This is a genomic window from Acinetobacter sp. XS-4 (assembly GCF_023920705.1).
Lineage (GTDB): Bacteria > Pseudomonadota > Gammaproteobacteria > Pseudomonadales > Moraxellaceae > Acinetobacter.
In genome coordinates, this window is the sequence record NZ_CP094657.1 from 1,097,410 (window position 1) to 1,124,038 (window position 26,629).

23 protein-coding genes are annotated in these 26,629 nt (G+C 38.3%); 12 read left to right on the forward strand and 11 right to left on the reverse strand.

Going from position 1 to position 26,629, the window contains the following annotated elements; genetic code table 11:
- Nucleotides 1-50 precede the first annotated feature (50 nt).
- Complete coding sequence (locus MMY79_RS05105) at nt 51-536, reverse strand: Lrp/AsnC family transcriptional regulator (RefSeq protein WP_004643588.1); 486 nt, start codon at nt 534-536, stop codon at nt 51-53.
- A 134-nt stretch (nt 537-670) separates the two neighbouring features.
- On the opposite strand from MMY79_RS05105, the gene MMY79_RS05110 reads away from it, so the two are divergent.
- The 9 genes from MMY79_RS05110 to blp2 all read left to right on the forward strand — a co-directional run bounded on the left by MMY79_RS05110 (nt 671) and on the right by blp2 (nt 13,507).
- The gene (locus MMY79_RS05110; protein WP_252612389.1) at nt 671-2,392 is read left to right on the forward strand and encodes a thiamine pyrophosphate-binding protein; all 1,722 of its coding nucleotides are present in this window, start codon (nt 671-673) and stop codon (nt 2,390-2,392) included.
- Between the two features lie 141 nt (nt 2,393-2,533).
- A complete protein-coding gene (locus MMY79_RS05115) occupies nt 2,534-3,913 on the forward strand; it encodes an amino acid permease (protein WP_252612390.1) in 1,380 nt (459 codons plus the stop codon).
- Between the two features lie 476 nt (nt 3,914-4,389).
- Entirely contained in the window at nt 4,390-5,421 is a 1,032-nt protein-coding gene (locus tag MMY79_RS05120; protein ID WP_252612391.1) for a substrate-binding domain-containing protein, read from the forward strand.
- A gap of 100 nt (nt 5,422-5,521) precedes the next feature.
- Complete coding sequence (gene pstC / locus MMY79_RS05125) at nt 5,522-6,901, forward strand: phosphate ABC transporter permease subunit PstC (protein ID WP_252612392.1); 1,380 nt, start codon at nt 5,522-5,524, stop codon at nt 6,899-6,901.
- Complete coding sequence (gene pstA / locus MMY79_RS05130) at nt 6,898-8,295, forward strand: phosphate ABC transporter permease PstA (RefSeq protein ID WP_252612393.1); 1,398 nt, start codon at nt 6,898-6,900, stop codon at nt 8,293-8,295. The genes pstC and pstA overlap by 4 nt, the downstream gene beginning before the upstream one ends.
- 13 nt (nt 8,296-8,308) lie before the next feature.
- Nucleotides 8,309-9,211: a phosphate ABC transporter ATP-binding protein PstB gene (gene pstB / locus MMY79_RS05135; RefSeq protein WP_252612394.1), complete on the forward strand. Its 903-nt coding sequence runs from the start codon at nt 8,309-8,311 to the stop codon at nt 9,209-9,211.
- Between the two features lie 147 nt (nt 9,212-9,358).
- Nucleotides 9,359-10,321, forward strand: a complete 963-nt coding sequence (gene sohB, locus MMY79_RS05140) for a protease SohB (RefSeq protein WP_016137447.1) — start codon at nt 9,359-9,361, stop codon at nt 10,319-10,321.
- 137 nt (nt 10,322-10,458) lie between these two features.
- Nucleotides 10,459-11,076 carry a cytochrome b/b6 domain-containing protein gene (locus tag MMY79_RS05145; RefSeq protein WP_252612395.1) on the forward strand — a complete coding sequence of 206 codons (618 nt, stop codon included), beginning with the start codon at nt 10,459-10,461 and terminating at the stop codon, nt 11,074-11,076.
- A 232-nt stretch (nt 11,077-11,308) separates the two neighbouring features.
- Nucleotides 11,309-13,507: an Ig-like repeat protein Blp2 gene (blp2, locus tag MMY79_RS05150; RefSeq protein WP_252612396.1), complete on the forward strand. Its 2,199-nt coding sequence runs from the start codon at nt 11,309-11,311 to the stop codon at nt 13,505-13,507.
- A gap of 42 nt (nt 13,508-13,549) precedes the next feature.
- Here blp2 and MMY79_RS05155 read toward each other — a convergent pair whose 3' ends face one another.
- The 9 genes from MMY79_RS05155 to MMY79_RS05195 form a co-directional block, all read right to left on the reverse strand.
- Nucleotides 13,550-14,185: a DUF2238 domain-containing protein gene (locus tag MMY79_RS05155; protein WP_252612397.1), complete on the reverse strand. Its 636-nt coding sequence runs from the start codon at nt 14,183-14,185 to the stop codon at nt 13,550-13,552.
- An 82-nt stretch (nt 14,186-14,267) separates the two neighbouring features.
- Complete coding sequence (purB, locus tag MMY79_RS05160; RefSeq protein WP_252612398.1) at nt 14,268-15,656, reverse strand: adenylosuccinate lyase; 1,389 nt, start codon at nt 15,654-15,656, stop codon at nt 14,268-14,270.
- Between the two features lie 55 nt (nt 15,657-15,711).
- Entirely contained in the window at nt 15,712-16,443 is a 732-nt protein-coding gene (hflD, locus tag MMY79_RS05165; protein ID WP_004643577.1) for a high frequency lysogenization protein HflD, read from the reverse strand.
- 13 nt (nt 16,444-16,456) lie between these two features.
- Entirely contained in the window at nt 16,457-17,590 is a 1,134-nt protein-coding gene (gene mnmA / locus MMY79_RS05170) for a tRNA 2-thiouridine(34) synthase MnmA (RefSeq protein ID WP_252612399.1), read from the reverse strand.
- Between the two features lie 4 nt (nt 17,591-17,594).
- Nucleotides 17,595-18,083, reverse strand: coding sequence for an NUDIX hydrolase (locus MMY79_RS05175; protein ID WP_005307298.1), 489 nt, complete (start codon nt 18,081-18,083; stop codon nt 17,595-17,597).
- A gap of 144 nt (nt 18,084-18,227) precedes the next feature.
- On the reverse strand, nt 18,228-18,779 hold the full coding sequence (locus tag MMY79_RS05180; RefSeq protein ID WP_252612400.1) for a gamma carbonic anhydrase family protein: 552 nt from the start codon (nt 18,777-18,779) through the stop codon (nt 18,228-18,230).
- A gap of 89 nt (nt 18,780-18,868) precedes the next feature.
- Complete coding sequence (dacC, locus tag MMY79_RS05185; protein ID WP_252612401.1) at nt 18,869-20,017, reverse strand: D-alanyl-D-alanine carboxypeptidase PBP5/6; 1,149 nt, start codon at nt 20,015-20,017, stop codon at nt 18,869-18,871.
- Between the two features lie 126 nt (nt 20,018-20,143).
- Entirely contained in the window at nt 20,144-20,566 is a 423-nt protein-coding gene (locus MMY79_RS05190) for a hypothetical protein (RefSeq protein ID WP_252612402.1), read from the reverse strand.
- A 148-nt stretch (nt 20,567-20,714) separates the two neighbouring features.
- The gene (locus MMY79_RS05195; protein ID WP_252612403.1) at nt 20,715-21,086 is read right to left on the reverse strand and encodes a hypothetical protein; all 372 of its coding nucleotides are present in this window, start codon (nt 21,084-21,086) and stop codon (nt 20,715-20,717) included.
- Between the two features lie 101 nt (nt 21,087-21,187).
- Here MMY79_RS05195 and surE point away from each other — a divergent pair, with 101 nt between their 5' ends.
- The 3 genes from surE (at nt 21,188) to MMY79_RS05210 (ending at nt 23,928) form a co-directional block, all read left to right on the forward strand.
- The gene (surE, locus tag MMY79_RS05200) at nt 21,188-21,958 is read left to right on the forward strand and encodes a 5'/3'-nucleotidase SurE (protein ID WP_252612404.1); all 771 of its coding nucleotides are present in this window, start codon (nt 21,188-21,190) and stop codon (nt 21,956-21,958) included.
- Nucleotides 21,959-22,069: 111 nt separating this feature from the next.
- Nucleotides 22,070-22,897: a peptidoglycan DD-metalloendopeptidase family protein gene (locus tag MMY79_RS05205; protein ID WP_252612405.1), complete on the forward strand. Its 828-nt coding sequence runs from the start codon at nt 22,070-22,072 to the stop codon at nt 22,895-22,897.
- Nucleotides 22,898-22,998: 101 nt separating this feature from the next.
- Nucleotides 22,999-23,928, forward strand: coding sequence for a LysR family transcriptional regulator (locus MMY79_RS05210; RefSeq protein WP_252612406.1), 930 nt, complete (start codon nt 22,999-23,001; stop codon nt 23,926-23,928).
- A gap of 51 nt (nt 23,929-23,979) precedes the next feature.
- On the opposite strand, the gene MMY79_RS05215 is transcribed toward MMY79_RS05210, so the two are convergent.
- Nucleotides 23,980-26,598, reverse strand: coding sequence for an ATP-binding protein (locus MMY79_RS05215; RefSeq protein WP_252612407.1), 2,619 nt, complete (start codon nt 26,596-26,598; stop codon nt 23,980-23,982).
- Nucleotides 26,599-26,629: the final 31 nt, after the last annotated feature.

Genomic DNA, 26,629 nt, shown 5'->3' on the forward strand with positions numbered 1-26,629 from the left:
ATGATAGATCCGCCTTTTTATTTTCAATTATTTTAGTAAAATTAGTCTGCTTAAGTCGTGTGATGGTAACCGTGACCTTTAGGTTTGATTAAAAAATGATTCTGTTCTTTAATTTTTTTCAGAACAATGTAAGACTTTATGTGACCAATAAAATTATAAGAAAGCAATCTTTCGGTTACAAATTGAGAAAGCTGTTCTAAGTTTTCAGCAACGACTTTTAAAATAAAATCCGCATCACCACTAATTGAAAATGCATCTTGAATGTTATCTTCTGCTTCAATTAACTCTTGAAATGCCTGCTGAGATTTTGCCTCGTGTGTTCTTAAATTAATGTGAATCATCGCTGTGACTTCCAGTCCTAGCGCTTGTTGCTGGATGCGGGCGGTGTAACCTAAAATTATGCCTTTTTGCTCAAGTAGCTGTCTTCTTCGAGAGCATTGGGACGCAGATAAACCGATTAAATCACCAACTTCCTGATTGGTGAGCCGTCCATTCTTTTGTAATGCCTGAATGATTTGCCAGTCGAACTTATCCATTGCATAAAATCCTTTTATGATACACAAATCATGTATTTTTATTAAAATGCGTTTTCATTATGCACGAAATCTAAAAGGTAGATGAAATATTATTTTTCTATGGAATAAAAATTGGTCTCAAAGGATATAGAGCAATGTTCATAGAAATCGGTGACTTTTTAAATCTTCGTCTAAAACAAATGGGTATCCAACATCTGTTTGGCGTACCTGGTGATTTTAACCTCTCATATCTCGAACAAGTTGAAGCAGATCCAGAACTCGAATTTATTGGAAATTGTAATGAATTAAATGCTGCTTATGCAGCAGATGGCTATGCACGAATTAACGGTTTTTCTGCCTTGGCAACTACTTATGGTGTAGGCGATTTAAGCGCGATTAATGGCATTGCAGGTGCATATGCAGAAAATGTACCTCTTATTCATATCTCTGGTATTCCGCCTTTACATGCAGTTCAAAAGGGTACTTTAATTCACCATACGCTTGTCGATGGTAACTACGACAATATTATGAACTGTATGAAAGAGTTCACAGTTGCTCAAACACGTTTAACTCCTGCAAATGCAGCTTTTGAAATTGATCGTGTATTACGTCAGTGTTTTCTTGAACGCCGTCCTGTGCACATCCAGCTAGCGGGAGATATTACTCACGTTAAAATTGAAGTTACTGAGCGCCCACTTGATTTAAGTTATCCAGCTGTTGAACCAGACTTATTGCAAAGTGTGGTAAGCAAACTTTGCGACATTTTGAACAATGCAAAAAGCCCTGCACTTCTTATTGATAATGAAGCTTCAGTTTTTGGCGTAACTTCACTTTTAAATGATTTATCTCAAAAATGCTCAATTCCATTTGCGGGTATGAATACTGCAAAAAATATTATGGATGAAGGCTCACCTCGTTATATTGGTACGTATGTGGGTGGGGCAAGCCAGCCGCATGTGAAAAATATAATTGAACAGTCTGACTGCCTAATTGGTATTGGTGCACGTTTTACAGATGTTGGTTCAGCTGTATTCACGCATCAAATTGAGACTAAGAACTATATTGAAATTAAATCTTATGGCTTAAATATCTTTGGTCAGGATTTTCCGGGTATTGAAATTGGACAGTTACTTGTTGAGCTAAATAAAAAAGTTGCACCACGTAAATCGTCAATGCCTCTTCTTGAAAAGCAGCCACAGAAAGTAATTGAAGCTCCAGCCCAACAAAAGTTAAGCCAAGATGTACTTTGGAACTACATTGCGGGTTTCTTAAAAGAAGACGATGTGATTATTGGCGAAGTAGGAACTTCAAACTCAGCTTTGTCTGGCTTAAAACTTCCTGCGACAGCTAAATATATTGCTCAGCCGCTTTGGGGTTCAATTGGTTATACCTTGCCAGCTTTACTTGGTAGTTTGTTGGCAGCTCCTGAGCGCCGTCAAATTCTCTTTATTGGTGATGGCTCATTCCAGCTTACGGTACAAGAGCTTTCTACGATTATTCGTCACGGTCTAAAACCTATTATTTTCTTGTTGAATAATGGCGGCTATACCATTGAGCGATTAATCATGGGCGAAAATGCAGCCTATAACGATGTGCAAAACTGGAAATACACTGAAATTCCAGCTGTATTTAACGGTAAAAAAGGCCATACCACCTATGTAGTAGAAACTGCTGGACAGCTTAGAAGTGTTTTAGAGAATGTTCAGCAAAATGATCAGTTAACTTTTATTGAATTAAAACTACCAGCAATGGATGCACCAGTGAGTTTGAAAAAATTTGCTTCAGTCATCGCGCGTTTTGACTATGGTGATCGTGGTTATGAAATTTTAAAGGAGCGTTCCCAGCCTGTTAAATGTAAGGATGCAAGCTCGTTTTAAATAGAAGATAGGAAAATTCTTCTTAAAAATTAAATGGACTCATATTAAAGCAAACGTATTTCCGAAGGTCGGTTTCTGGCCTTCGGATATGGTGCTGAATAAAGGTGTACAGGAAGTGACACCAACATTGGAGATAATGTTATGGATGCAAACAATAAGCACGAGTTAAAACAAGGTTTATCCAATCGGCATATTCAACTCATCGCACTCGGAGGAGCGATCGGAACAGGGTTATTCTTAGGTCTTTCTCAAACGATTAAATTAGCAGGTCCTTCAATTTTATTAGGATATGCAATTGCTGGAATTATCGCTTTCTTAATTATGCGTCATTTAGGTGAAATGGTCGTTGAAGAACCAGTAAGCGGTTCATTTAGTTATTTTGCCAATAAGTATTGGGGCAAAATGGCTGGTTTTATGTCAGGCTGGAACTATTGGGTGTTGTATGTGTTGGTAAGCATGGCTGAACTCAGTGCAATTGGAACCTTTATTCAGTTTTGGTGGCCTGAAATTCCCACTTGGCTGACTGCTTTATTTTTCTTTATTTTAATTAACGGCATTAACTTAGTGAATGTCCGCTTTTTTGGGGAATCAGAATTCTTATTTTCCTGCATTAAGATTGTTGCAATTTTAAGCATGATTGGTTTTGGTACTTATCTCTTATTTACAGGTTCTGCTGGTCCGCAAGCAGGTATTGCAAATTTATGGCAACACGGTGGTTTCTTCCCACACGGAATTCACGGTTTTGTCATGGCTTTAGCCGTTATTATGTTCGCATTTGGTGGCTTAGAGTTAATTGGTATTGCTGCGGCTGAAACTAAAAAACCTGAAACCACTATTCCAAAAGCAGTGAACCAAATTGTTTATCGTATTTTGATTTTTTACATCGGTGCTATTGGGATCTTACTGTGCCTTTACCCTTGGAATATGGTGGCAGAAGGCGGTAGCCCATTTGTTATGATTTTCCAGTCATTAAACAGTAATGGTGTTGCGAATGTTCTAAACTTTGTGGTCTTAATTGCTGCTATTTCGGTTTATAACAGCTGTATCTATTGTAATAGTCGTATGTTGCATGGTTTAGCAGAGCAGGGTAATGCCCCAGCAATTTTGAAAAAAGTAAACAGCCGTGGTATTCCAGTTCCAGCGGCAGTTGTTTCTGCATCAATCACAGCCATATGTGTAGTCGTAAATTACCTGATTCCTGGGCAAGCCTTTCAGCTCTTTATGATGCTTGTTGTGGCTGCACTTGTTATTAACTGGCTCATGATTTCAGTCACACATTTGAAATTTACTAAAGCAATGAAATTGCAAAAACGACAAACCAAATTTCAGAGCATTCTTAGCCCGTGGAGTAATTACTTAACCATTAGTTTTGTATGCTTTATTCTTATTATTATGGCAATGACGCCAGATATGAGATTGGCTGTTATTTTAGGCCCAATCTGGCTAGCTGTTTTGGCACTGATGTATTTCTTCAAATACCGCAGAAAAATGGTCGCAATGCCAGAAGTACAATCAAATTAATCAACTAAATTTACAATGATATTGCGGTTATCTGACTTCAAGTAGGTAACCCTTTATCTTTTGTCATATTATTTTCATGTTACAAAGAAATTATTATTTATTACCCTCTTTAATCAGAGTTTTAGTAATAAAATTATTTTTAGTAGTAAAAGTAAAAAAAGAGTTAAATAGTCGATTTTTAAAATATTTATAATATATTTTGGTTTTATATTTTATGAATACTTAAAGTCTATATTTTTAATCAGTGTCACAATACAGACTAATATATAAGGTAAAATACCCACTTGGGTTGAATTAAATATTTGATAATAGATAAAAAATAATAATGTGATAACGAACAATATCGAAATCATTAAAGCGTCATCATACTGTAACTTAATTGTCATATTTTCTATTCACAATGCAGCTATCGAAGAGCGTACAAGCACTCAACAAAAAGTGACGTACAACCTATTGCATTAATGAGAGAGAACAGAATGCGCTTAAATCCACGTCAAATCGCAATTGCGTTAGCAGTAACTGGGGCAGCTGTAACAACGACTGCAAATGCAGCTCGTGATACGATTCAAATTGCTGGTTCTTCAACTGTATTACCATTTGCCAGCGTTGTAGCTGAAGAGTTTGGTAATACATTCCCTCAATTTAAAACTCCTGTAGTTGGTTCTGGCGGTTCTTCTGCTGGTTTGAAACAATTCTGTCAAGGTGTTGGCGATAACACAATCGACGTTGCTAACGCTTCTCGTAAAATTAAAAGCACTGAAATTGAAGCTTGTAACAAAGCTGGTGTAAAACAAATTCAAGAAATCAAAATTGGTTACGACGGTATCGTATTTGCGTCTAACTCACATAAAGCAGCTTATAAATTAAAACCTTACCATGTGTTTGCTGCTTTAGCTGCACAGTTACCTTCAAAAGGTAAGTTGGTTCCAAACCCATATACAAACTGGAACCAGATTGATAAATCACTTCCAAATGAACCAATTACGCTTGTAATTCCTGCATCTAACCACGGTACTCGTGAAGTTTTCCAAGAGAAAATGGTTGATGCTGGTTGTGAATCATATGAATACTTCAAGAGCCTAGATAAAGATGCTCAGAAGAAAGCATGTTCTACTTTCCGTAAAGATGGCCGTGTAATTGAAATTGCTGGCGACTATACAGAAACTCTAGCTCGCTTAAAGACTTCTCCAAGTGCAGTAGGCGTGTTTGGTTTAAGTTTCTATGATATGAACCGTGACAAGTTACGTGTAGCAACAGTAAATAACGTTGTTCCATCTGAGAAAACTGTATTGAACGGTACATATCCTGTGTCTCGTCCATTGTTCTTCTACGTGAAAGGTGAACACTTAAAATCAGTTAAAGGCTTACCGCAATATGTAGAATATTTCGTAAGCAAAAAAGCAACAGGCAAAGGCTCTAAAGCTGAACGTGATGGCTTAATCGCAATGTCTGATGCAGAACGTGCAAAAGTATTGGCTGACTTTAAAGCAGGTAAAACTGTTAAATAAGTTAGTTTGAATGAAGGCTGGTGATCTTGAGAGTTCATCAGCCTTTTTGTCTAACTTGTTTTTTCCAAATTATGACAATTGAGAAAACAGTGGAGAGTACATGAATCTGCTACTTATCGGTGTGTTGTTAGCCCTTGTGGCAATCGCATATCAACTTGGGCTGAGAAAGAGCCGTAGCCTAGCAGGTAAGGGAAGCAACTCGGCGATGTTACATTCTCGTCCTGGTTATTATGGTGCACTGGTTGGTCTTTGGTGCGGTATCCCTGCTTTTTTAATTTTGATCATTTGGAGCTTGGTTGAACCAAGTATTTTAAATCATATTATCTTTAATAATATTCCTGCATCTGTAAGTGCATCACTTGATGAAGCTGGCAGAAGTGTATTGATTGATCGTGTTCAAGCAATTGCTTCTGGTTTTGGGGTGAGTGATAAACCGGCAGCCTATGAATTAGCTGCTGCTCAACAGTTTGCAAAATTTCAAACTATTGGCTCTTTTGCCAAATTTGCTGTTGTAGTTTGTGCAGCTTTATTGGGTTTAGTGTGGGCAAAGAAAAAGATTAATCAACAATATCGTGCGCGTAATCAGGTTGAACGTGCGATTAATGTTGCTTTGATTTTATGTTCTGGCGTTGCGATTTTGACAACCGTTGGTATTGTGATGTCGATGTTTGGCGAAGCAATGCACTTCTTCCGTTTTGTAAGCCCGCTTGATTTCTTCTTCGGAACAGAGTGGAACCCAGGCTTTAGTACTTCAGGTAATGCTGAAGGTAGTTATGGTTTATTGCCATTGCTTTGGGGCACACTCATGGTCAGCGGCATTGCTTTACTCGTTGCCGTACCAATTGGATTAATGATTGCCATTTATTTAGCTGAATATGCATCTTCGTCGTTACGCTCATGGGCAAAACCGACAATTGAAGTTTTAGCTGGTATTCCAACAATTGTTTATGGTGTTTTTGCCATGATGATTATTGGTCCATTTTTCAAGACAGCTGGTGCCTATGTTGGTCTTGAAATTAACGCGACCAGTGCTTTAACTGCTGGTTTCGTGATGGGGATTATGATTATTCCGTTTGTTTCTTCTTTATCAGACGACATTATTACCCAAGTCCCTCGTGCAATGCGTGACGGTTCTTTGGGGCTTGGAGCAACGAAGTCAGAAACAATTCGTCAAGTCGTTTTACCTGCTGCGTTACCAGGTATTACGGGCGCCTTTTTATTAGCTGTCTCTCGTGCTGTAGGGGAAACCATGATTGTGGTTTTGGCAGCAGGCAACAGCCCACTTTTACATGCAAATCCATTTGAAGCTGTTTCGACAGTGACCGTTACGATCGTAAAACAGTTAACTGGTGATACTGACTTTGCCAGCCCACAAGCTTTGGTTGCATTCGCGTTAGGTCTAACACTCTTTGTGATTACCTTATGTTTAAACATTGTTGCACTGTACATTGTGCGTAAATACCGTGAGCAATACGAATGAGTACATCAAATACATCGTCTCCTATGGATCAGAACGTATTTGATCCACAAGCTGCTGCTGAATCACGTGAACGACGTAAAAAGGTCATCGAAAAATCTTTGGCTAAGCGTCACCGTAAAGAAAAAGCTTTTCGTTTTGCTGGTTTCTCGGCAGTCGTAATTGGTCTTGCATTCGTTGCGCTGTTGTTTAGCAGTATTTTGGCAAAAGGTTTACCTGCTTTTTGGCAAACCAGTATGAATGTTCCAATTTACTTCGATCCGAAAGTCATTGATGCAGGTCCTTTACCTGTTCGTGAGCAGGGAGAAACACCTGCACATTATCAAGAGCGTTATGTCGATTGGCAAACCAAAATGGGTATGGTGGATTGGGATGGCATTATTGTAAATGGAATGATTGCCAAAGACCCAGCACTTGCTAGTCAACGTGATCATTTAAGTAGTCTTTATGCGAGCTCAGAGGCTTATCGTTTACGTGACATGGTTTTTGCAGACCCATCACTCATTGGTAAAAAAGAAAATCTTAATTTCTTGGGTGATGCCAATGTTGATGTCTGGTTAAAAGGTAATATTGACCGTTCATTGCCAGATGATCAGCAACAACTTGAACCAGAAGTACGTAAACTTGCGGATGAACTAAAAGCAAAAGGCGTTCTTGAAAATACGTTCAATTTGAACTTGTTTAAGAATCCGGATTCTCGTAGTTCACCAGCAATTAGTGGTCTTGCAGGTGCATTCATGGGTTCATTGTTCATGATGCTGATTGTGATCATTATTGCAATTCCAATTGGTGTTGCTAGCGCAATCTATCTTGAAGAATTTGCTCCAAAGAATATTGTTACAGACATTATTGAAGTTAACATCAATAACCTTGCGGCTGTTCCTTCAATTGTGTTTGGTTTACTCGGCGCAGCAATTTTTATTGGCTGGATGCATTTACCTTTATCTGCTCCGTTTGTAGGTGGTTTAGTTTTAAGTTTAATGACACTACCAACAGTCATTATTACGACACGTGCTTCATTAAAAGCAGTGCCACCTTCTATTAGACAAGCTGCACTTGGTTTGGGAGCCTCTAAGTTTCAGACCATTTTTCACCACGTTTTACCATTAGCTTTACCAGGCATTATGACAGGCTCGATTATTGGTGTTGCCCATGCGCTTGGTGAAACTGCACCTTTACTTTTAATTGGAATGAGTGCATTCGTTGCAAGTATTCCAACAACTCCATTTGATCAATCAACCGCTTTACCTGTCCAAGTTTACTTATGGCAAGGTAATGAGTTGCGTAACTTCTTCGAAGGCCGTACTGCCGCTGCGATTATCGTACTACTTGCACTATTGATTGGTTTAAACAGTCTTGCAATTTGGTTACGTAAAAAGTTCGAAGTGCGTTGGTAATAGAGGATAAATTATGAATACTATTGATATTACGAATTCCTTAGAAAAGGATAAGTTAGTGAACACTGAACAATCTCAATTTACAGATAAATCGCAGAATCATGGCACTTCGTATGTTTCGCATTTTGAACCACACACTTCAAAAAAGCAGAACTCAACCGAAATCAAAATTAGTGCACAAGATGCCCATGTTTATTATGGTGATTTTGAAGCGATTAAGGGTATTGACCTCGATATTTACCAAAACGAAGTTATTGCCTTTATTGGACCGTCTGGTTGTGGTAAATCGACCTTTCTTCGTACGATAAACCGTATGAATGACACCATTGATGGTTGCCGTGTGACAGGTAAGATTACACTCGATAACCACAATATTTATGATCCAAACCTTGATGTCGTATTATTGCGTGCTCAGGTTGGTATGGTATTCCAGAAGCCAAATCCGTTCCCTAAAACTATTTTTGATAACGTGGCGTATGGTCCTAAACTTCATGGTCTAGCGCGTAATAAATATGATCTTGAAGAAATTGTTGAAAATAGCTTGCGTAAAGCGGGCCTATGGGATGAAGTGAAAGATCGTTTGAATCAACCGGGTACTGGTTTATCAGGTGGTCAGCAACAACGTTTATGTATTGCACGTACCATTGCAGTAAGTCCTGAAGTGATTTTAATGGATGAGCCATGTTCTGCGCTTGATCCAATCGCAACAGCAAAAATCGAAGAATTGATTTCTGAATTATCAACGCAATATACAATTGTCATTGTGACTCACTCAATGCAACAGGCGGCACGTGTGTCTGATCGTACTGCTTATTTCCATTTAGGTGATTTGATTGAAGTCAACTCAACTGAAAAAGTCTTTACTCAACCTGATCATCAGTTGACGGAAGCTTACATTACTGGACGATTCGGTTAACTAGTTATCCATATAAAAAAAGAGCCATGTGCTCTTTTTTTTATTTTATAAATGAAAATGAATCTATTTTGCAAAAACGCTATTGAATTTTAGTCAAAAGAACCACATCTTAAGGCTATAAAAGATAACTTATGAGCTTAGAATTTTATGTTATTCCATTTGCCTAAACTCCCTGCAGAAATACGTGTTAGTCATTTAAATGCACGTGTAAATGAACAGAGAAAAAAAATTGCACAAACAACTGCAAGCCGTTTAGAACTTTTACAATTGGCTCAACAACTTGCTAAAGAAGCTAAAATTCGTCGTAAAAATAACCAGAAAATCTTTGTTTTAGATTTTAAGGGTGATATCCAAGCTTCAGCAGTTGAAAACATACGAGAAGAAATTACCCTCATTTTAGCAACTGCTAAAGCAGGTCGTGACCGTGTTGTCGTTCGCCTTGAAAGCCCTGGTGGCATGGTACATGGCTATGGTCTAGCAGCGGCTCAATTGGTACGCTTACGCGATGCAGGTTTCCATCTGACAATTTGTGTAGACAAAGTGGCTGCAAGTGGCGGCTATATGATGGCATGTATCGCAAATGAAATTATTACAGCACCATTTGCTATTGTTGGTTCAATTGGTGTGGTTGCTCAGGTTCCAAATTTTAACCGTCTTTTAAAACAACATAATGTTGATTTTGAGCTTTACACAGCAGGGCAGTATAAGCGTACTGTGACCATGTTTGGTGAAAATACCCCTGAAGGTAAAGCGAAGTTCGAAGAAGAGCTTCAACAAACTCATGTGTTATTTAAGCACTTTGTTGAAAAGTATCGACCACAACTTAATGTTGATAAAGTCGCTACAGGTGAGCATTGGTATGGTGAAGATGCACTTAATCTGAACCTTGTTGATAAATTACAAACATCTGATGAATATCTATTAGCTTTATTACCACAACATGATGTCTATGTAATTAACACGCGTAAGAAAGCGACCTTGGGTGAAAAGTTGGGTTTGCAAGCGGCACAGATGGCAGATAGCTTGATTCCGGCTGTAATGAATAAAGTTGTAGATAGCTTGGCTAAAGCTAATTCAACCTTAGTTCAAATACGCGATACTAGATTTTAATTAAGCCAAATTTTGAAATAGAGAGTACCTACATAGGTGCTCTTTTTTTATGTGAGTAATGATAAAAAATTGATTAATATTTGTTTAAGTTTCAATTGTAAAAGTTATAGTTAACTTTTCACTTCTGAGTTTTTGTAATGTCAAAAACATGGTCACACATTGATATTCTTATACGCATCTTACATATCATTATTATGCTTGGCTTTATTGGTGCTTACTTTACTGGAGATAATGAAGATCTACACCAAGTCCACATGATGTTTGGTTACATACTTCTTATTAGTATTGCTGTGAGAGTGATCTGGCATTTTTTGAGTCCACGTATTTCAAGTACAACACCGTTCGGTATTAAAAAGCGAAGTAACATAGCAATAAATGCGATCAAGAAATCCTTGAGCCATGCAAACTTTAAGAGTTTTTTTTCTAAAAATTCAATTCATTCAATCAGCATTGCACTCTTTCAAGTTTCAATTGTACTTATATTTCTCGTGATTCCAGTTGTGGTGGGATTAGGATATGCAACTGAACATGTTAATTTTTCTTTGAAAGACCTACACGAATTTTTTGCAAATTTGTTTTTAGCTTTGGTTTTGTTGCATGTTTCAACTCTTATTCTAAATAGCATTTTTGCAAAACGTTTTCAGGGCTGGAGTATGCTAAAAATGACCTTGTTAGATGCGAAAATAACTAAATTTTCTGCATTATTTCTTTTGATTCTGATAAGCACTTTTAGCTTCTTTTACTTACGAATGTAAATGATGGCCTTAATATATGAGAAATTTAGTAAATATTCGAATAGGCTGATATGAATTTTATGAGGAGTAGATATTTTAATTAAAAGTCAAAAATAATTATTGATAAATATACTTTTTGAATTGTGATAAAGACATGCTTTTGATATTTTAAACAGCAATAAAATAGCTTTTAGATGAATCATTTAAAAAGTTAGACATTTAAAAATATAATTGAAATTTAGGATAGGAAATAATGACAAGAATAATTGTGGCATCCAAAGAGGGTTTGGACGTTCTACAAGATGGTCAGCTCAATAAAGTGGTTTTAAACCAACCAACAATCATTCAAATTGGTGTAAGTCAAAAAGATATAGCATCAATGGAAAAGCAGGGGGGAAGTCTTATCATCCATTTAAAAAATGGTGAAACCCTTGTTTTAGAAAATTTCTTTAATGAAGCAGCAAATACAACAGACCATTCACTTGTTTTTCCGACTGAGCACGGAAAATTTGTTGAAGCACAATTCGATGCACAAGGTAAGGTGATCGACTATACAGGTCTAAACCATGTCACAGATTTAGCCTATACAAGTACTAGTCAACCAGCTTCAACAATGGCAGTTGATGATTCCCCAACTTTTTCGATGGGCAATGTTTTAAAAGCAGGCTTAGCAGTTTTAGCCGCTGAAGGTTTATACCTTTGGGCTTTTGATAAAGATGACAAAGATGATTCATCATCTGCGCCGGATTTAATTGCACCTAATCAGCCAACAGCTACTCTGGCCGATGACACTGTTACGATCACGGGTAAGGCCGAAGCTAATGCAAAGATTTATATTCAAGATGCGAAGGGACAGATCCTTGCTTCTGGTACTGTCGATAGCAATGGTAATTTTACCATTAAACTTGATAAACCATTGGTAAATGGTGAAAAAGTAGCTGTTATTGCACAAGATGCTGCTGGTAATAATTCTAAAGCAGCTGTTGTTACTGGTACTAAAGACACAATTGCGCCAGATGCTCCTCAGGCTCAATTAAATGAAGATGGTTCGATCTTAGATGGTAAAACTGAAGCGAATGCTACTGTAAACGTCTATGATGCTAGCGGAAAATTATTAGGAACTGTAAAAGCAAATTCAGATGGAATTTTTTCTTTAAAGCTAACTCCACCTTTGACCAGTGAAGCGGGTGGCAAAGTTGTTGCTGTAGATGCAGCAGAGAATAAATCTGAAGCTACTCTGATCTTTGCTGGGAAAGATACTATTCTTCCAGAGGTTCCTTTCGTTGAAGTAAATAAAGAAGGAACTGTGGTTGAAGGAAAAACAGAGGCTAATGCAAAAGTTCAAATAAAAGATGCAGATGGTAAAGTCATTGGAAGTGGTACGGCCAATGCGCAAGGTGAATTTAAAATTACGCTTTCTTCTGCCTTAAAAGAGTCACAAAAGGCGACAATTATTGTTGAAGATGCGGCAGGTAATACCTCTAAGCCTTTAGAGGTCACCTCTGGCTATGACACTGTAGCGCCAGATAAACCTACAGCTACAGTGAATGCAGAAGGAACTTCGGTTACTGGTACTGCTGAAGCCAATTCAAAAATAGAAATTAAAAACTCAGCAGATAAGGTTATTGGTACTGGTACAGCAGATGCGAATGGAAAATTTATAATCACTATTTCTCCTGCTTTAACCGATAGCTCGAAAGGTTCTGTAATAGCAATAGACAGTTCAGGAAATAAATCTACTGCGCTGGAAATTGTTGGTAGTGATAAAGATACTATAGCTCCTGAGAAACCTATTTTTAATAGAGTGGATAATGATAATGGTACTAGTGTAAAACAAATTGCTGCTAACTCAGAAACTGATGATTCAACTCCAAAAATTACTGTCAAAGTTGAGTCTCATGCAACGTTGACTATTTACGATAATGGAGTGGCAATTTCGATCATTAAAGTTGGTCAGGTCGGTGCCAATAATCTATGGTCATTTACACTTGATAAAGATTTAGCTGTTGGGAAACATACGATTACTTTAATTCAAACAGACGCAGCAGGACTTACCAGTGAAGTGAGTTCACCATTTACCTTTTATGTGGTCGCACCAAAAGTGGCGAGTACGAGTGAAATTGTCAGTAGTGATGTAAATGAAGTTGTCCCTTCTGTGGCGGATAGTGTCGGGTTAAATACATTAAAGTTAGTGCAAAACACAGCCAATGAATCGAATAGTCAGCAGCAAAAATCTGTGCCATTAGATGATTTATTAAAAAGCTCTTCGACTGATGCTTCTGACCCGATCGCAAAAATTTTATCTGCTACAGAGTCTAAACCAGTGGTGCATGAACAGAGCGAAGTAAATAATACAGCGAGTGATGTCACAACTAATCTAGAACAGCTTCTACCAAATACGGCTTCTTCAGCTTTATCAAATCTGTTAGATCAAACTTATTCAGTCGTCTAAAAAACTCTTAAAAAAAGCGCTCATTGAGCGCTTTTTTATTTATCAATGATTTATTTTAGGTGCTTTTATAAAAGCCGTCAGTCCATAGAGAATTGCACCAATTGTTGCTAACAACATATCTTTATGGGCATCCCACATGTCACCTTGTTGGCCATTATAATTCTCAGCTTGTTCTGGTGATAAGCCAATCGCAATTGCCCATTCAACCAGTTCATAAAAAACGCTAGATGCCATGACGAACTGAACCACAAGTAAAAATAGAGTAAAAGGCCGCGCTGTAGGTAACCAAACTTGAAAAACTCGATAAATAAGAGGGTAGAGTAAAACGCCATATGCAAGATGAACTAAGCGATCATACATGTTCCGGGACCATCCCATGTATTGATCTAGATTAAAATGAAATATGTGTTGAATCCAGTCATTGTACGGAACATATGAGTACAGGTAGTGTGCACCGATAATATGGATGAGCAAAAAACCTAAATAGAAAGTAAAACTCAAAAAATCGAGACCAATCTTTTTAAAAATAATAAATAAGAGAACTAACATAAAAATTGTACCCACCTGATGAAGTAAATAAGCTTCAAATTCAAGGGGCTGAATGCCGGAAATGACAATTGCAATTAAAAGTAGGCCAAGAGCAATATAGTGTTTAAGTTTGAATTGTTTTTCGATCATTTTAGAAATAGAACTTTATTGTGCTTTATGTCAGTGTAATAAAAAAGCGAAGCCGAAGCTCCGCTTTTTATAAACTTTTTAATTAGATTTTGCTAATTAAATCGTTAATTTGTTTAGCTTGTTCAGCTGCATTACCTGTGTAAGTTGCAGGAGTAAGTTCAGCTAAACGTGCGCGTTCTTCGCTTGGCACTTGAGAAAGCTCATCACCATTTACGAAGTTAACCATCATGTCGCGAGTCATTGCTTGACCACGAGTTAATGCTTTTAACTTTTCATATGGCTTTTCAACGTTATAACGACGCATAACAGTTTGAATTGGTTCTGCTAACACTTCTTGAGCTTGATCAAGATCTTCAAGTAAGCGGTTTGCATTGAGTTCAAGTTTACCAACACCTTTTAAACACGCATCAAAAGCAATTAAACTTTGCGCAAAACCAACACCCATATTACGAAGTACAGTAGAGTCAGTTAAGTCACGCTGCCAGCGAGAAATTGGTAATTTTTCGCCTAAGTGTGCCAATACAGCATTCGCAATACCTAAGTTACCTTCAGAGTTTTCAAAGTCAATTGGGTTAACTTTGTGTGGCATAGTTGAAGAACCAACTTCACCATCTTTCAATCTTTGTTTGAAGTAACCTAAAGAAATGTAACCCCATACGTCTCGGTTAAAGTCGATTAAAATCGTGTTAAAGCGACGTAAAGCATCAAACAACTCTGCCATGTAGTCATGTGGTTCGATTTGTGTCGTGTACGGGTTGAATGCTAAACCTAAAGATTCAACAAAAGCTTGAGCATGTGCAGCCCAGTCAACATCTGGGTAAGCAGAAAGGTGAGCATTGTAGTTACCTACAGCACCATTGATTTTGCCTAGTAGCTCAACATTTTCAAATTGTTTGATTTGGCGAGCTAAACGGTATGCAACGTTTGCCATTTCTTTACCCAAAGTTGTTGGGCTTGCAGTTTGGCCGTGTGTACGTGACAACATTGGTTGTTCAGCGTGAGTCGTTGCCAAAGCAGAAATCGCATTTAAAATTTGCTTCATGCTTGATACTAAAACTTCACGGCCGTTTTTAAGCATGAGTGCATGAGACAAGTTGTTGATGTCTTCTGAAGTACATGCAAAGTGAATGAACTCACCCGCATTTTGTAATTCAGCGATACCTGCAATTTTCTCTTTTAAGAAATATTCAACAGCTTTTACATCATGGTTAGTTGTGCGTTCAATTTCTTTAATGCGGTTAGCATCTTCTTCAGAAAAGTTGCTAACAATTGCATCTAACGCTGCATTTGTTTCATTTGAAAAAGGAGCAACTTCAACAATTTCTGGACGGTTAGAAAGCGCTTGTAACCAACGCACTTCTACAGTGACACGAGCATGAATTAAACCAAACTCAGAAAGAAAAGGGCGTAGCGCATCACATTTGCTGGCATAACGTCCATCTAATGGTGATAGTGCGGTTAAAGCGTTCATAACGATTCCTTAATGTTGGAATAAACATAAAACTAAAAATAATCTCTTTACAGCCTTAGATGACTTGGTACTGTAAACGAGCAAGTGCCTGAATATCCTGTAGCAATTTACGTTTGCTAAAAATCATGTTCCACGAACTACCACCGAGTTGTCGCCATAAATGGGCCATTTGCAAGCCAGTAAACAGACAAGCACGGATGCGGTTAGTGTGGTTGGTATCTTTAAATGCTTCTGCATTACCACGAACGAGAATGCGAGGGTTAATCTGCCCAGCAGTATCAACATAAGTTTGAGCCAAATTGGCTAAAATGCTTGGGTGTAAGTAATTATTATCAAAAAAAGAAAGCTGTTTTAAAATCTTTTGCTGAGCTTTTTCAATAATTGCAACGTATTCAGGATTGCTATAGACCTTCTTCTCTAATTGCAAAAGGGACATTGCATATGACATTGGAAGCTTGGCAGTGCCCATTTTCGGAAGGCGAGATTTAGGCATGTTTGTAAAAGGTTGAGTAATACAATTTTCGAGGGTCTTAAGCCCTAAAGAAATATCTGCCAACTGATTAAAAAAATCTAATGTTTGAACACCATTGTTGACTGTAGGGCGAATATTTAAACTCGCTTTGATTAACAGCTCAAAATAGAAGTTACCACTTTCACCAATACTCTGCTGACCCGTTAAAGCTGTCATGTGCGTGAGCTGGGTAGCCTGAAATACCCCAGCCAAGGCAAGGGCACGGTTTTGGCGAACATTCAAGGCTTGTGATTGTTGAAATGGTAACTCCACCATGTCATTCATTCCCTTAAATAAAATTTGGTGTAGGGGCATTTGTATGGTGAATGACACCCCCGCCTAAGCAAACTTCATCTGAATAAAATACAACGCTTTGACCCGGTGTAACAGCGCGCTGAGGTTCATCAAACTCAACTCGTACACCGTGTTCACTATTTTCATCAATAAAAACTGTACATGCCTGATCAGGTTGGCGATAGCGTGTTTTAGCTGTACAGCGTAAACCTTCAACAGGAATATTCTGTTCACCAGCCACCCAGTCAATTGACTCACTCCAAAGCTGCGTGCTTTGCATGAGTGGGTGTTCATGCCCCTGACCAATAACGAGGCGATTATTGGCAATATCTTTATGTAGTACGAACCATGCACCTTCCGCTGCACCTTTCAAACCACCTAGACCAATTCCGCCACGTTGACCGAGCGTATAGTACATCAGACCGTGATGTTCACCAACTTCTTTACCTGTATCAAGTACAATTTTTCCAGGTTGAGCGGGCAAATATTGTTTAAGGAAGTCATTAAATCGACGTTCGCCAATAAAACAGATTCCTGTAGAGTCTTTTTTCTTGGCTGTAGCAAGATCAAGTTCTTCAGCAATTCTGCGGACTTCTGGCTTTTCGATTTCACCTACTGGAAATAGGGTTTTGTTAATTTCTTTACCATGAACAGCATGCAAGAAATAAGTTTGGTCTTTGTTATTGTCTACACCACGTAATAATGGTGCGTATGCTTCGCCTTTCGAGTTGTATGCAGTTTCACCACGGCGAGCATAATGACCAGTCGCGATAAAGTCTGCACCTAAAGTTATGGCATGATCTAAAAATGCACGGAACTTAATTTCTTTATTACATAAAATATCTGGGTTTGGGGTGCGCCCAGCTGCATATTCAGCTAAGAAAAGTTCAAATACACGATCCCAATATTCCATAGCAAAGTTTGCTGTATGGAGTTTAATACCGATTTTATCAGCTACTGCTTGAGCATCGGCTAAATCTTCCATTGCCGTACAGTATTCCGTGCCGTCGTCTTCCTCCCAGTTCTTCATGAAAAGACCTTCAACTTGATATCCCTGTTGAAGTAAAAGTGCTGCAGAAACAGAAGAGTCTACACCACCAGACATACCGACGATGACACGTTGTTGCATAGGACTAGGCATCCAAATGAGAAGTTAATGAGGGAGAGAAAGGGTGCTCATAAATAAGCGATAAAGGATAATGGTGGCCTTTCATGGCATCTTCAACTGCTTTTAGTACGAGCGGACTACGGGCACGAGCAGATTCTTTAAGCTCATCTGGTGTCATCCACACAGCAGCTACAATACCAGTATCGAGTTGAGGATTATTTTCAACTTGAGTCACATGTGCTAGAAAACAGAAGCGGTAATAGGTACGATCCGGAAACATGGGCGGGGTATACGTATAAATACCAAGCAAGGCATCAATTTCAACATGATGACCTGTTTCTTCAAGTGTTTCTCGAATGGCTGCTTGAGTTAATGACTCACCGCATTCCACATGACCAGCAGGTTGGTTAAATACTGTGTGTACAAAACCTTCGCTATGTTCTTCTACAAAAAGATAGCGTCCGTCTTTTTCTACGACTGTAGCAACAGTGACATGAGGAGTCCATGCGGCCATAAAAAAGCACCATGATTTAAAAGACGTATGATACGAAATTTAGGGGTTTTTGGCTACGGTGATCTGCTAAACGATATGAGTAATACTACAAAACCATATCATTTAAAAAATCAGAGTTTTATTGCTGATATTTCATAGAGCTAATTAATCTTGCTCTGCTTGAGCCACTTTATGATTATTTTGTACTTTTACATAATGTCTTGCTGAATAAGGAAGAAATGCTAATTCTTTTTCGGTCAGTGGTCGCACTTGTTGTACTGGGCTTCCTACATACAAATAACCACTTTTTAAGACTTTACGCGGTGGAACCAAACTTCCAGCACCAATCATTACATCGTCTTCAATAATCACGTCGTCTAGAACAACAGTGTTGATTCCGATTAAAACTCGGTTACCGATGGTGCAGCCATGCAAAGTGACATGGTGTCCGACTGTTACATCTTCACCAATAATAAGAGGTGAGCCATTAGGTTTTGCATCATTTTTATGGCTAACATGCAACATACAATGGTCTTGTACATTACTGTTTTTACCAATTTGAATACTATTTACGTCACCGCGAATAACGGCAAAAGGCCAGACAGAAACATTTTCGGCTAAGCTAACTTCACCGACTACAACGGCCATGTCATCGACATAACATGTTGTATCAACTTGAGGACGGTGTTCAAGATAAGGACGTATGTTCTTTGCCATGAGTAGTATCAAAATAAAATTTGTAGGATTATAAAATAAAAAAGCACTCAGGCTAAATAGCATGAGTGCTTAATTCAACTATTCAGAAATTAGAATAAGTTGCTGAAGAATTGTTTGATATGGTCGATTAAACGTGCAAAGAAGCTTGCTTCTTCAACTGGCTTTAATGCAACTAATGGTTTTTCAGCAATTACTTTACCGTCAAGGCTAGCAACAAGTTTGCCCACGACTTGACCTTTTTGAAGCGGTGCATTTAAGTTAGGTTGAACGACTAACTGCGTTTTAATGCCGTTAGCTTTGCCTTTAGGCATAGTCACACTAAAGTTTTCAGCTAAACCAACTTGAACTTCATCTTCTTTACCAAACCAGACTTTTGCTTTTGCAAGAACTTGATTGGCTGGTTGAATGTTTACAGTTTCAAAGTTTGCAAAGCCCCAAGACAATAATGTACGTGTTTGATTGGCACGTTCATTAACACTATCTGTTCCGAAAATAACGGAAATGAGACGCATCGGACCACGTTTGCTTGACGTTGTTAAGCAGTAACCCGCTTCATCAGTATGGCCTGTTTTTAAACCATCTACGCTTGGGTCAGTGTAAAGCAAGGCATTACGGTTACCTTGTTTAATACCATTAAAAGTAAATTCTTTTTCAGAATAGATTGGGTAATATCTTGAGCTGTCTTTAATAATATGTTGTGCTAAAACAGCCATATCTTTAGCACTTGAATAATGGCCTTCTGCCGGTAAACCAGTTGAGTTCATAAACTGGGTATTTGTCATACCGATACGTTTTGCTTCCTGATTCATCATATGAGCAAACGTGCCTTCATTTCCGGCAATATGTTCAGCCATTGCTTTTGATGCATCATTACCTGATTGGATAATAATACCGCGAAGCATTTCTAAAACAGTCGCTGTACCATTTAAAGGGACATACATACATGATTCAGAACTACTTCCTTTACACCATGCAGACTCGTTCATACGAACCTGCTCATTTTCAGTCAGTTCACCTTTTAATAATTTTTGTTCAATGATGTAGCTTGTCATCATTTTTGTCATAGAAGCAGGAGCAAGCTTTTCATTTTCATTTTTAGAAGCGAGAATTTGTCCTGTCTCGTAATCCATTAATACATAAGACTTATTATTTAATTCTGGCGGAGCTGATAAGACAGTTGCTGCATAAGAAAAACTTGGTAAGAGGAGGAGTGCAGCAATAGCGCTTTTTCGAGTCATTCTAGGTAATTCCAATATCTTGTATGAAGCAGAAGAATCTAGCATTTTAGGATAAAGCAAAGCCGACTTCTATGGGGGAAGTCGGCTTTTTCAAACAGTATTGTAACTCAAGAGTTTTTTACTAATTTAGTTTTGCGATTGATATGCTTTCACGTCTTGGCAAACTAATGTGTTTTGCTCATCACCAGCAGCTTTTGCATCTTTACGTGCTTCTTTTAAGTATTTTTTGAAGCCTTTGTCTTTGCTACGTTTTTCTAATGCAGAAACAGCATCAGTTTCATTTGGTAGGTAATCTTTAACTAAACGTTCATAGCCTTGAGCAAAATCAGCATCTTTTTTGCCAATAAGGCTTGGGCAAATTTCAGAAAGTACTTGAATTGCAGCTAATTCTTCAGGAGTTATGCTTTGTTGTGGAGTTACTTCAACAACATTTTCATTTTCGGTTTTCTTTTCATCTGTTTTCTTCTTATCAGCAGCAAAACCAACTGTTGCCATGCTCATAAGTAAAACCAAAGAGAGCGATTGAACTAAGCTTTTCTTCATAAACATCGATAACCCGAAATAAAATTTTTAAATATGTGGTTAGCTTAACCAATTTAGATTTTAAAAAAATGGAAAAAATGTATTGTTATGTTGGTTTTCTGCTTAATACAAAACAGAAAACCTCAATAAGTCTCTACGCTAAAAGAGAAAAAATCTATTCTTTATAATTGACAATCTCTTCACAGAGTTCATGTTGCTCATGGTGGTCCATTTGTTTTGCACCTTGGCGTGCTTCATTTAACAAGGTTTTAAACTTTGCATCATTTTGTAGAGTAGAAAGGGTAATTGATTTATCTGAATAGCCATTTAGGTACATCGCAATAATTTTTTGAGTATTTGACTCAAGTTTTTTATTTGTTCCTACGAAAGCTGGACAAATTTCCTGTAAGACTTGCGTTGCAGCAATATCATCTTTAATTAAGCTATCAGCCTCTTGTGTTGAGATATCCTCATCGGCAAAAACCGCTTGCGTACACAATGTGATACTGATCCCCAATACCTGAAAAAAAGGAGCAAAAGTTTTCATTTCTTCACAATTTTATAATGCTATGGAGGCATAAATATATATAATTCAACAAATAATTCAATTGTGAAAACCTTTAGGTTTATTTGTAGAGAAAGATTTTAGTGAATATTTTAATTGCGAATGATGACGGTGTTTTTGCGCCAGGTATACAGGCTTTAGCTGATGCATTAAAACCACTCGGCCGTGTGGTTGTGGTTGCACCAGAAAGTGAAAGAAGTGGTTTTTCAAGTGCATTGACATTAGATCGACCATTGCGCCCAATTCAAATTGCCGAAGATGTATGGGCCGTAAATGGTACGCCAGCAGATTGTGTTTATTTATCCATGAATGGCTTGTTTGATTTCGAATTTGACTTGGTCGTAAGTGGAATCAATAGTGGCGCGAACTTAGGTGATGATGTTTTATATTCTGGAACAGTCGGGGCTGCATTTGAAGGTCGTTTAATGAAGCAACCCGCAATTGCTGTTTCTTTAGCTGGGCCTAATGTGCGTGCTTATAACGATAAAGAAGATTATGCTCAGGCTGCACAGTGGGTTCATGATTTTATTGCAAGCGGTTTACCAGCTTTGCCTCCACGACACATCTTTAATATCAATATTCCTGATGTGCCACAGTTAAAAGGAGCACAAATTACTTATCAGGGACGCCGTGCTCAATCTAAGCCTATTACTAGCCATGTCGACCCACGAGGACGTCAAGTTTACTGGATCGGATTAGCAGGCGAGGCCGTTACAGATCCGCAGCGTGTTTCAAGCCAGATTCAATCGGATTTCTTTGCGGTAGCAAATGGATATGTCAGTGTTACACCTATTCAAATGGATGCTACAAATTACGCGGTTTTAGAAGAGCTTCAGGTCAGTTTGAGTCAATAATTGAGCTCGAATGTTATAACTTTGTGAATAAAGAAAAAGAGGAACGTGTTTCCTCTTACTTTTTTGGTACTCTTAGCCGAAATGATTTGTAGCATTTAGTGAGGGAGATCGATGCATTTAATTGGGCAACAAAGCAAGGTGAATATCCAAAAAGACAAAATAATGAAAATTATGTTGTTGTCTGTAGTTGTAGGTTTTACCGTGGCTATGGCTGGATGTGCTTCTAAACCACAAATTAATAATAGTTCTCGCTATGCAATGGCTCCTAACTATTACACAGTTCGTTCAGGTGATACTTTAAGTGGTATCGCAATGCGTTATGGTTTGGACTATATCAGTATTGCCGAAATGAATGATATTCCTGCGCCGTATCGTATTTATGTCAATCAATCGTTGCGTTTGAAGAAAGGTTCTTCACCAAGAACAGTGTCTACGCAAGTCATGGCACAACCTGAACAAATTAAGCGTCAAACCATTGCTTTACCAACAACACAGCCAGTTACTCCGGTAACTCAGCCGTCAACTACTGCACCGTCAACAAATACTACAGTGACTTCGGTTGCACCAAATTCGAGTTTACGTTGGATAAAACCGACCAACGGACCAGTAATTCAAGGGTTTAATTTGGCAAATAATGTCAAAGGAATCCGTTATGGTGGAAATCAGGGTGATCCTATTTATGCCGCAGCCGACGGTCAAGTTGTCTATGCAGCTGATGGCTTAAAAGAATACGGAAATCTGGTTTTAATTAAGCATATTGACGGATATATCAGTGCGTATGCCCACAATAGCAAGATGTTTGTGAAAAGCGGTGATAATATAACCGCTGGGCAAAAAATTGCCGAAATGGGGTCTACTGGTGCATCTCAAGTCATGCTCGAGTTCCAGATTCGTTTGGATGGAAAACCGATTAATCCTATAAATCTTTTACCGAAATAGCTAATGCAAAAAACTTAGGTTTCCTCGTATAATGTAATTGGTTGCTTTCATTACAACAATAAGCATTTTTTATAAATTTAGAATTAGATTTGAGGAAACCTATGTTAGATCAGCTTCGTGCGATGGGTGTTTTCGCTTGTGTGGTCGAAAAAAGTTCATTTAGTGGTGCGGCACGTGAATTAGGAATTACAACAAGCGCAGTGAGCCAACAGATTCGCTCGCTTGAACATGAAATGGATGTAACTCTATTACATCGCTCCACTCGTAAACTTAGTTTGACAGAAGCCGGACAGGCTTTTTTTTCAAGCTGTCAAGAGATGTTGGCGGCCGCTGAAAGGGGAAAAATCAGAATTAATGAATTGAGGGATGACTTAATCGGAGATTTGCGTATTGCAACAACTCCCGATTTAGCAGTTCAACACCTCATTCCTGCATTATCTCACTGGATGTCAGCTCATCGCGGTTTATCCGTGCATTTCGAAGTTGGGCATCGTTATATCGATTTACTTGAAGAGCGAATTGATATTGCAGTACGTATGAGTTCAACTCCAGTAGAAGAGAGTAGCTCTGTCATTCCGATGGCTTTTGTAGATCAAATTTTGGTAGCTTCTCCAAGTTATCTGAATCAGTCTAGTCCAATTGTGCATCCTAATGATTTAAGAGATCATGAATTGTTGTCTATTAATGTCATGAATGACTCGCGCCATTTCAATTTTCAACATGTAAAAACAGGTGAAACACTTAATATTGACATGCAAAGCCGTTTGCAGAGCAATAATTTACAAGTTGCAAAAGCGTTATGTCAGCAAGGACATGGTATTGCACGAATTTTATATCTGGATGCTCAAAAAGAATTAAAAAATGGTTCTTTGATTGAACTCATGCCAGATTGGAAATTACCAACGTTTACTTTGTATGCTGAGATTGCCAAGCATGAACAGCAGCCAATGAAAATTCAACGTTGTGTTGAAGCACTTAAACAATATTTTAGCCAGTTAGCAGGAGGGCGAGCGATTCAGATCGTTCGTTAATTTTGCAAGTCTAAAAGTAAAAAGGGCCTGTATTTTACAGGCCCTTTTTTATTACTTCTGTTTTAATGCAGCAACTTCTTCTGCATTTTCTTGTGGCAGATCATTCGCAGTAAGTTCTTCATGCTTCTTAATTTTTTTCTTATTTTTCTTCTTCTTTTTTGGTTCTTCTTCAATTTCAGCACCATCTTCAATGGCTTGCCAATATTCAAGTTGTTCCATCACTGCTGCATAAATAGAATTTTTGCTGTATTTACCCTTTTTATCGAGTGTACCGACTGGGCGAGCCATTAAAATTTCAAGTGCCTGATCAATTGTATCAATCGCATGGATATGGAATTGGCCGCTGCGAACAACATCAATAACATCTTGACGTAACATTAAATGCTGCATGTTTTGACGAGGAATGATGACACCTTGCTTACCTGTCAAACCTTGCAATTTACATGCATCATAGAAGCCTTCAATTTTTGCATTTACGCCACCAATTGGCTGAACTTGTCCTAACTGGTTCATAGAGCCAGTAATCGCCCATGATTGATCAATTGGGATCTGGCTAATCGCAGAAATCAACGCAGAAAGTTCAGCAACAGTGGCACTATCACCATCGACTTGACCATAGCTCTGTTCAAATGCAAGCGCAGCAGAGAAGTGCAAAATCTGTTCACGGCCAAAGTGAGCTTTCAAGAAGCTAGACATCAGCAACACGCCCTTAGCGTGAAGTGAACCACCAAGTTCTACACTACGTTCAATATCAAGAATATCGCCGCCACCTTGATAAACAGACGCCGTTAAACGTGAAGGTAAACCAAACTCAACATCTGCGTAATGAATAACAGAGAGGGCATTGATTTGACCTAAACGGTATCCAGATGTTTCGATTAATTGTGTACCACGTGACAGATCTTGCCAGTAAAGTTCTCTTAAATAGCCTAAGCGGTATTGACGATGTTGTAGAGCTAGGTTGATATGCTGTTCAGTGACGATCTTATCTTCGGCTTTAAACGCATGGTGGTGTGCTTCTCGAATGAGATCACCTAAAGTAGATGCATGTAATGATAATGAGCTCTGATCTTCAGCTTGGCGGCTAGAGTCAGTTAATAAAGCTGCTAAAGCGCTACGATCAAATGGCAATAATTTATCAGCTTGTACATAGTCGGCAATCAACTGCATATAGGCTTGTTCATTTGTTTCATTGCGCTGAAGAGTATCGGTAAAATCTGCACGAATTTTAAAGACACTGCCAAGTTCTGGTTCAACCTCTAAAATTTCATAATAAATTTCAGGTTCAGCCATTAAAATAACTTTAATGTCGAGTGGAATTGCAGCAGGTTCAATCGAAATACTACCTGTTAAAGTCAGCATATGTTCGAGTGAAGATAATCTAAGCTGTCCAGATTTAAGCGCGCGTTTTAAACCTTGCCAAGCATAAGGTTGCTCTAGTAACTGCTCAGCTTCAAGCATTAAAAATCCGCCATTGGCTTGATGCAATGAACCCGGACGAATCAAAGTGAAATCTGTGATAATTGTGCCGTTATGGGTGAGCTGTTCAACATGACCGAGTAAATTATAGTGTGTTGGAAAGTCTTCAAAAATAACAGGAGCACCGCTATTTGGTTTATTTGAAACAATCACATTGGCTTGATAACGTGCAGGAACACGATTAAACATTGATGGAGCATAATCATCTTCATCTTGTTCTAAAATCAGTTCAACATTATCAATAATATCTTGCGCATATTGTTTTAAGTAATCTTCGAGCCCTTTAACCTGACCATATTTATTTAAAATCAGATCCATTCTTGGCATAACGACTTGAGTAGCGATGTCTCGATTTAACACAGAAACCTTGTCACGTGCATCATCTTCTAAATCACCTAAATGTAGACCAAGGCGATCCAGCTTTTTATCCATATAACGAATATTGGCAGCAATTTCAGCACGTTGTTTACTATTTAACGCATCAATATCTGTTTGGGTAAGTTCTTGAACCTGATCATCTTTGACTTGTACTGGCACAAAACCGTGTTTCTCATTACGCGAAATGAGTTTTAAGTCGAGTTCTTCACCTTCTTTGGTTAGTTCAACAAGCGCTTGCTGTTGTACATCACCTGTTTCCTGACGGATACGTTCAATACGATTGTGATAAGTCTCTGCACTAAAACGGCGTTCAAGTTGTTTTAAAATAATTTGCCAAGTTTGATCATGTGCCTGTTGAAACTTAGTGCCTTGACCAGCTGGAAAACGTAGAGCAATAGGTTGACGTGCTTGCTTGAAATTATAGACATACACCCAGTCATCAGGCGTTGGCATTGTTTTGGCGTGCTGCTGTAACAAACGTTTAATCATGGTACGTTTGCCTAAACCAGCAGTTCCTACTGCAAAAATATTATAGCCTGAGTAGGGTAAAGAAATTCCCGCCTCTACAGATGCTTTTGCACGATCTTGACCTAAAAAATTATTAAGAGGTTTGATGCGTTTTGTCGAAGCTGGAATTTTTTCAAAATCTGGAATATGTGTAAGTTGTTCAGGTTTTAAAACTGTCTTATCTAAGGTCATTTTTATATCAGGTTTCTCAAAAGCTGAAGGAAATGCATTTACTGTGACGTTTGTGGTGTTTGTTTTAGCGAGTGATAAAGTTGAAATAGTCACTTGATCAAGTTTTTGTGTCACTGTTGATATCCAGCAAAAGAAAACGAAGTTT

What these genes read in the sequence shown, in the direction of transcription:
- MMY79_RS05180 (WP_252612400.1), bottom strand. Translation starts at nt 18,779, where the DNA reads ATGGCAAAGAACATACGTCCTTATCTTGAACACCGTCCTCAAGTTGAT.
- hflD (WP_004643577.1), bottom strand. Translation starts at nt 16,443, where the DNA reads ATGGTGGAGTTACCATTTCAACAATCACAAGCCTTGAATGTTCGCCAA.
- MMY79_RS05195 (WP_252612403.1), bottom strand. Translation starts at nt 21,086, where the DNA reads ATGAAAACTTTTGCTCCTTTTTTTCAGGTATTGGGGATCAGTATCACA.
- MMY79_RS05155 (WP_252612397.1), bottom strand. Translation starts at nt 14,185, where the DNA reads ATGATCGAAAAACAATTCAAACTTAAACACTATATTGCTCTTGGCCTA.
- sohB (WP_016137447.1), top strand. Translation starts at nt 9,359, where the DNA reads ATGTTATTCCATTTGCCTAAACTCCCTGCAGAAATACGTGTTAGTCAT.
- dacC (WP_252612401.1), bottom strand. Translation starts at nt 20,017, where the DNA reads ATGACTCGAAAAAGCGCTATTGCTGCACTCCTCCTCTTACCAAGTTTT.
- pstB (WP_252612394.1), top strand. Translation starts at nt 8,309, where the DNA reads ATGAATACTATTGATATTACGAATTCCTTAGAAAAGGATAAGTTAGTG.
- MMY79_RS05115 (WP_252612390.1), top strand. Translation starts at nt 2,534, where the DNA reads ATGGATGCAAACAATAAGCACGAGTTAAAACAAGGTTTATCCAATCGG.
- MMY79_RS05110 (WP_252612389.1), top strand. Translation starts at nt 671, where the DNA reads ATGTTCATAGAAATCGGTGACTTTTTAAATCTTCGTCTAAAACAAATG.
- MMY79_RS05205 (WP_252612405.1), top strand. Translation starts at nt 22,070, where the DNA reads ATGCATTTAATTGGGCAACAAAGCAAGGTGAATATCCAAAAAGACAAA.
- MMY79_RS05120 (WP_252612391.1), top strand. Translation starts at nt 4,390, where the DNA reads ATGCGCTTAAATCCACGTCAAATCGCAATTGCGTTAGCAGTAACTGGG.
- mnmA (WP_252612399.1), bottom strand. Translation starts at nt 17,590, where the DNA reads ATGCAACAACGTGTCATCGTCGGTATGTCTGGTGGTGTAGACTCTTCT.
- MMY79_RS05175 (WP_005307298.1), bottom strand. Translation starts at nt 18,083, where the DNA reads ATGGCCGCATGGACTCCTCATGTCACTGTTGCTACAGTCGTAGAAAAA.
- pstC (WP_252612392.1), top strand. Translation starts at nt 5,522, where the DNA reads ATGAATCTGCTACTTATCGGTGTGTTGTTAGCCCTTGTGGCAATCGCA.
- pstA (WP_252612393.1), top strand. Translation starts at nt 6,898, where the DNA reads ATGAGTACATCAAATACATCGTCTCCTATGGATCAGAACGTATTTGAT.
- purB (WP_252612398.1), bottom strand. Translation starts at nt 15,656, where the DNA reads ATGAACGCTTTAACCGCACTATCACCATTAGATGGACGTTATGCCAGC.
- MMY79_RS05190 (WP_252612402.1), bottom strand. Translation starts at nt 20,566, where the DNA reads ATGTTTATGAAGAAAAGCTTAGTTCAATCGCTCTCTTTGGTTTTACTT.
- MMY79_RS05210 (WP_252612406.1), top strand. Translation starts at nt 22,999, where the DNA reads ATGTTAGATCAGCTTCGTGCGATGGGTGTTTTCGCTTGTGTGGTCGAA.
- MMY79_RS05105 (WP_004643588.1), bottom strand. Translation starts at nt 536, where the DNA reads ATGGATAAGTTCGACTGGCAAATCATTCAGGCATTACAAAAGAATGGA.
- blp2 (WP_252612396.1), top strand. Translation starts at nt 11,309, where the DNA reads ATGACAAGAATAATTGTGGCATCCAAAGAGGGTTTGGACGTTCTACAA.
- MMY79_RS05145 (WP_252612395.1), top strand. Translation starts at nt 10,459, where the DNA reads ATGTCAAAAACATGGTCACACATTGATATTCTTATACGCATCTTACAT.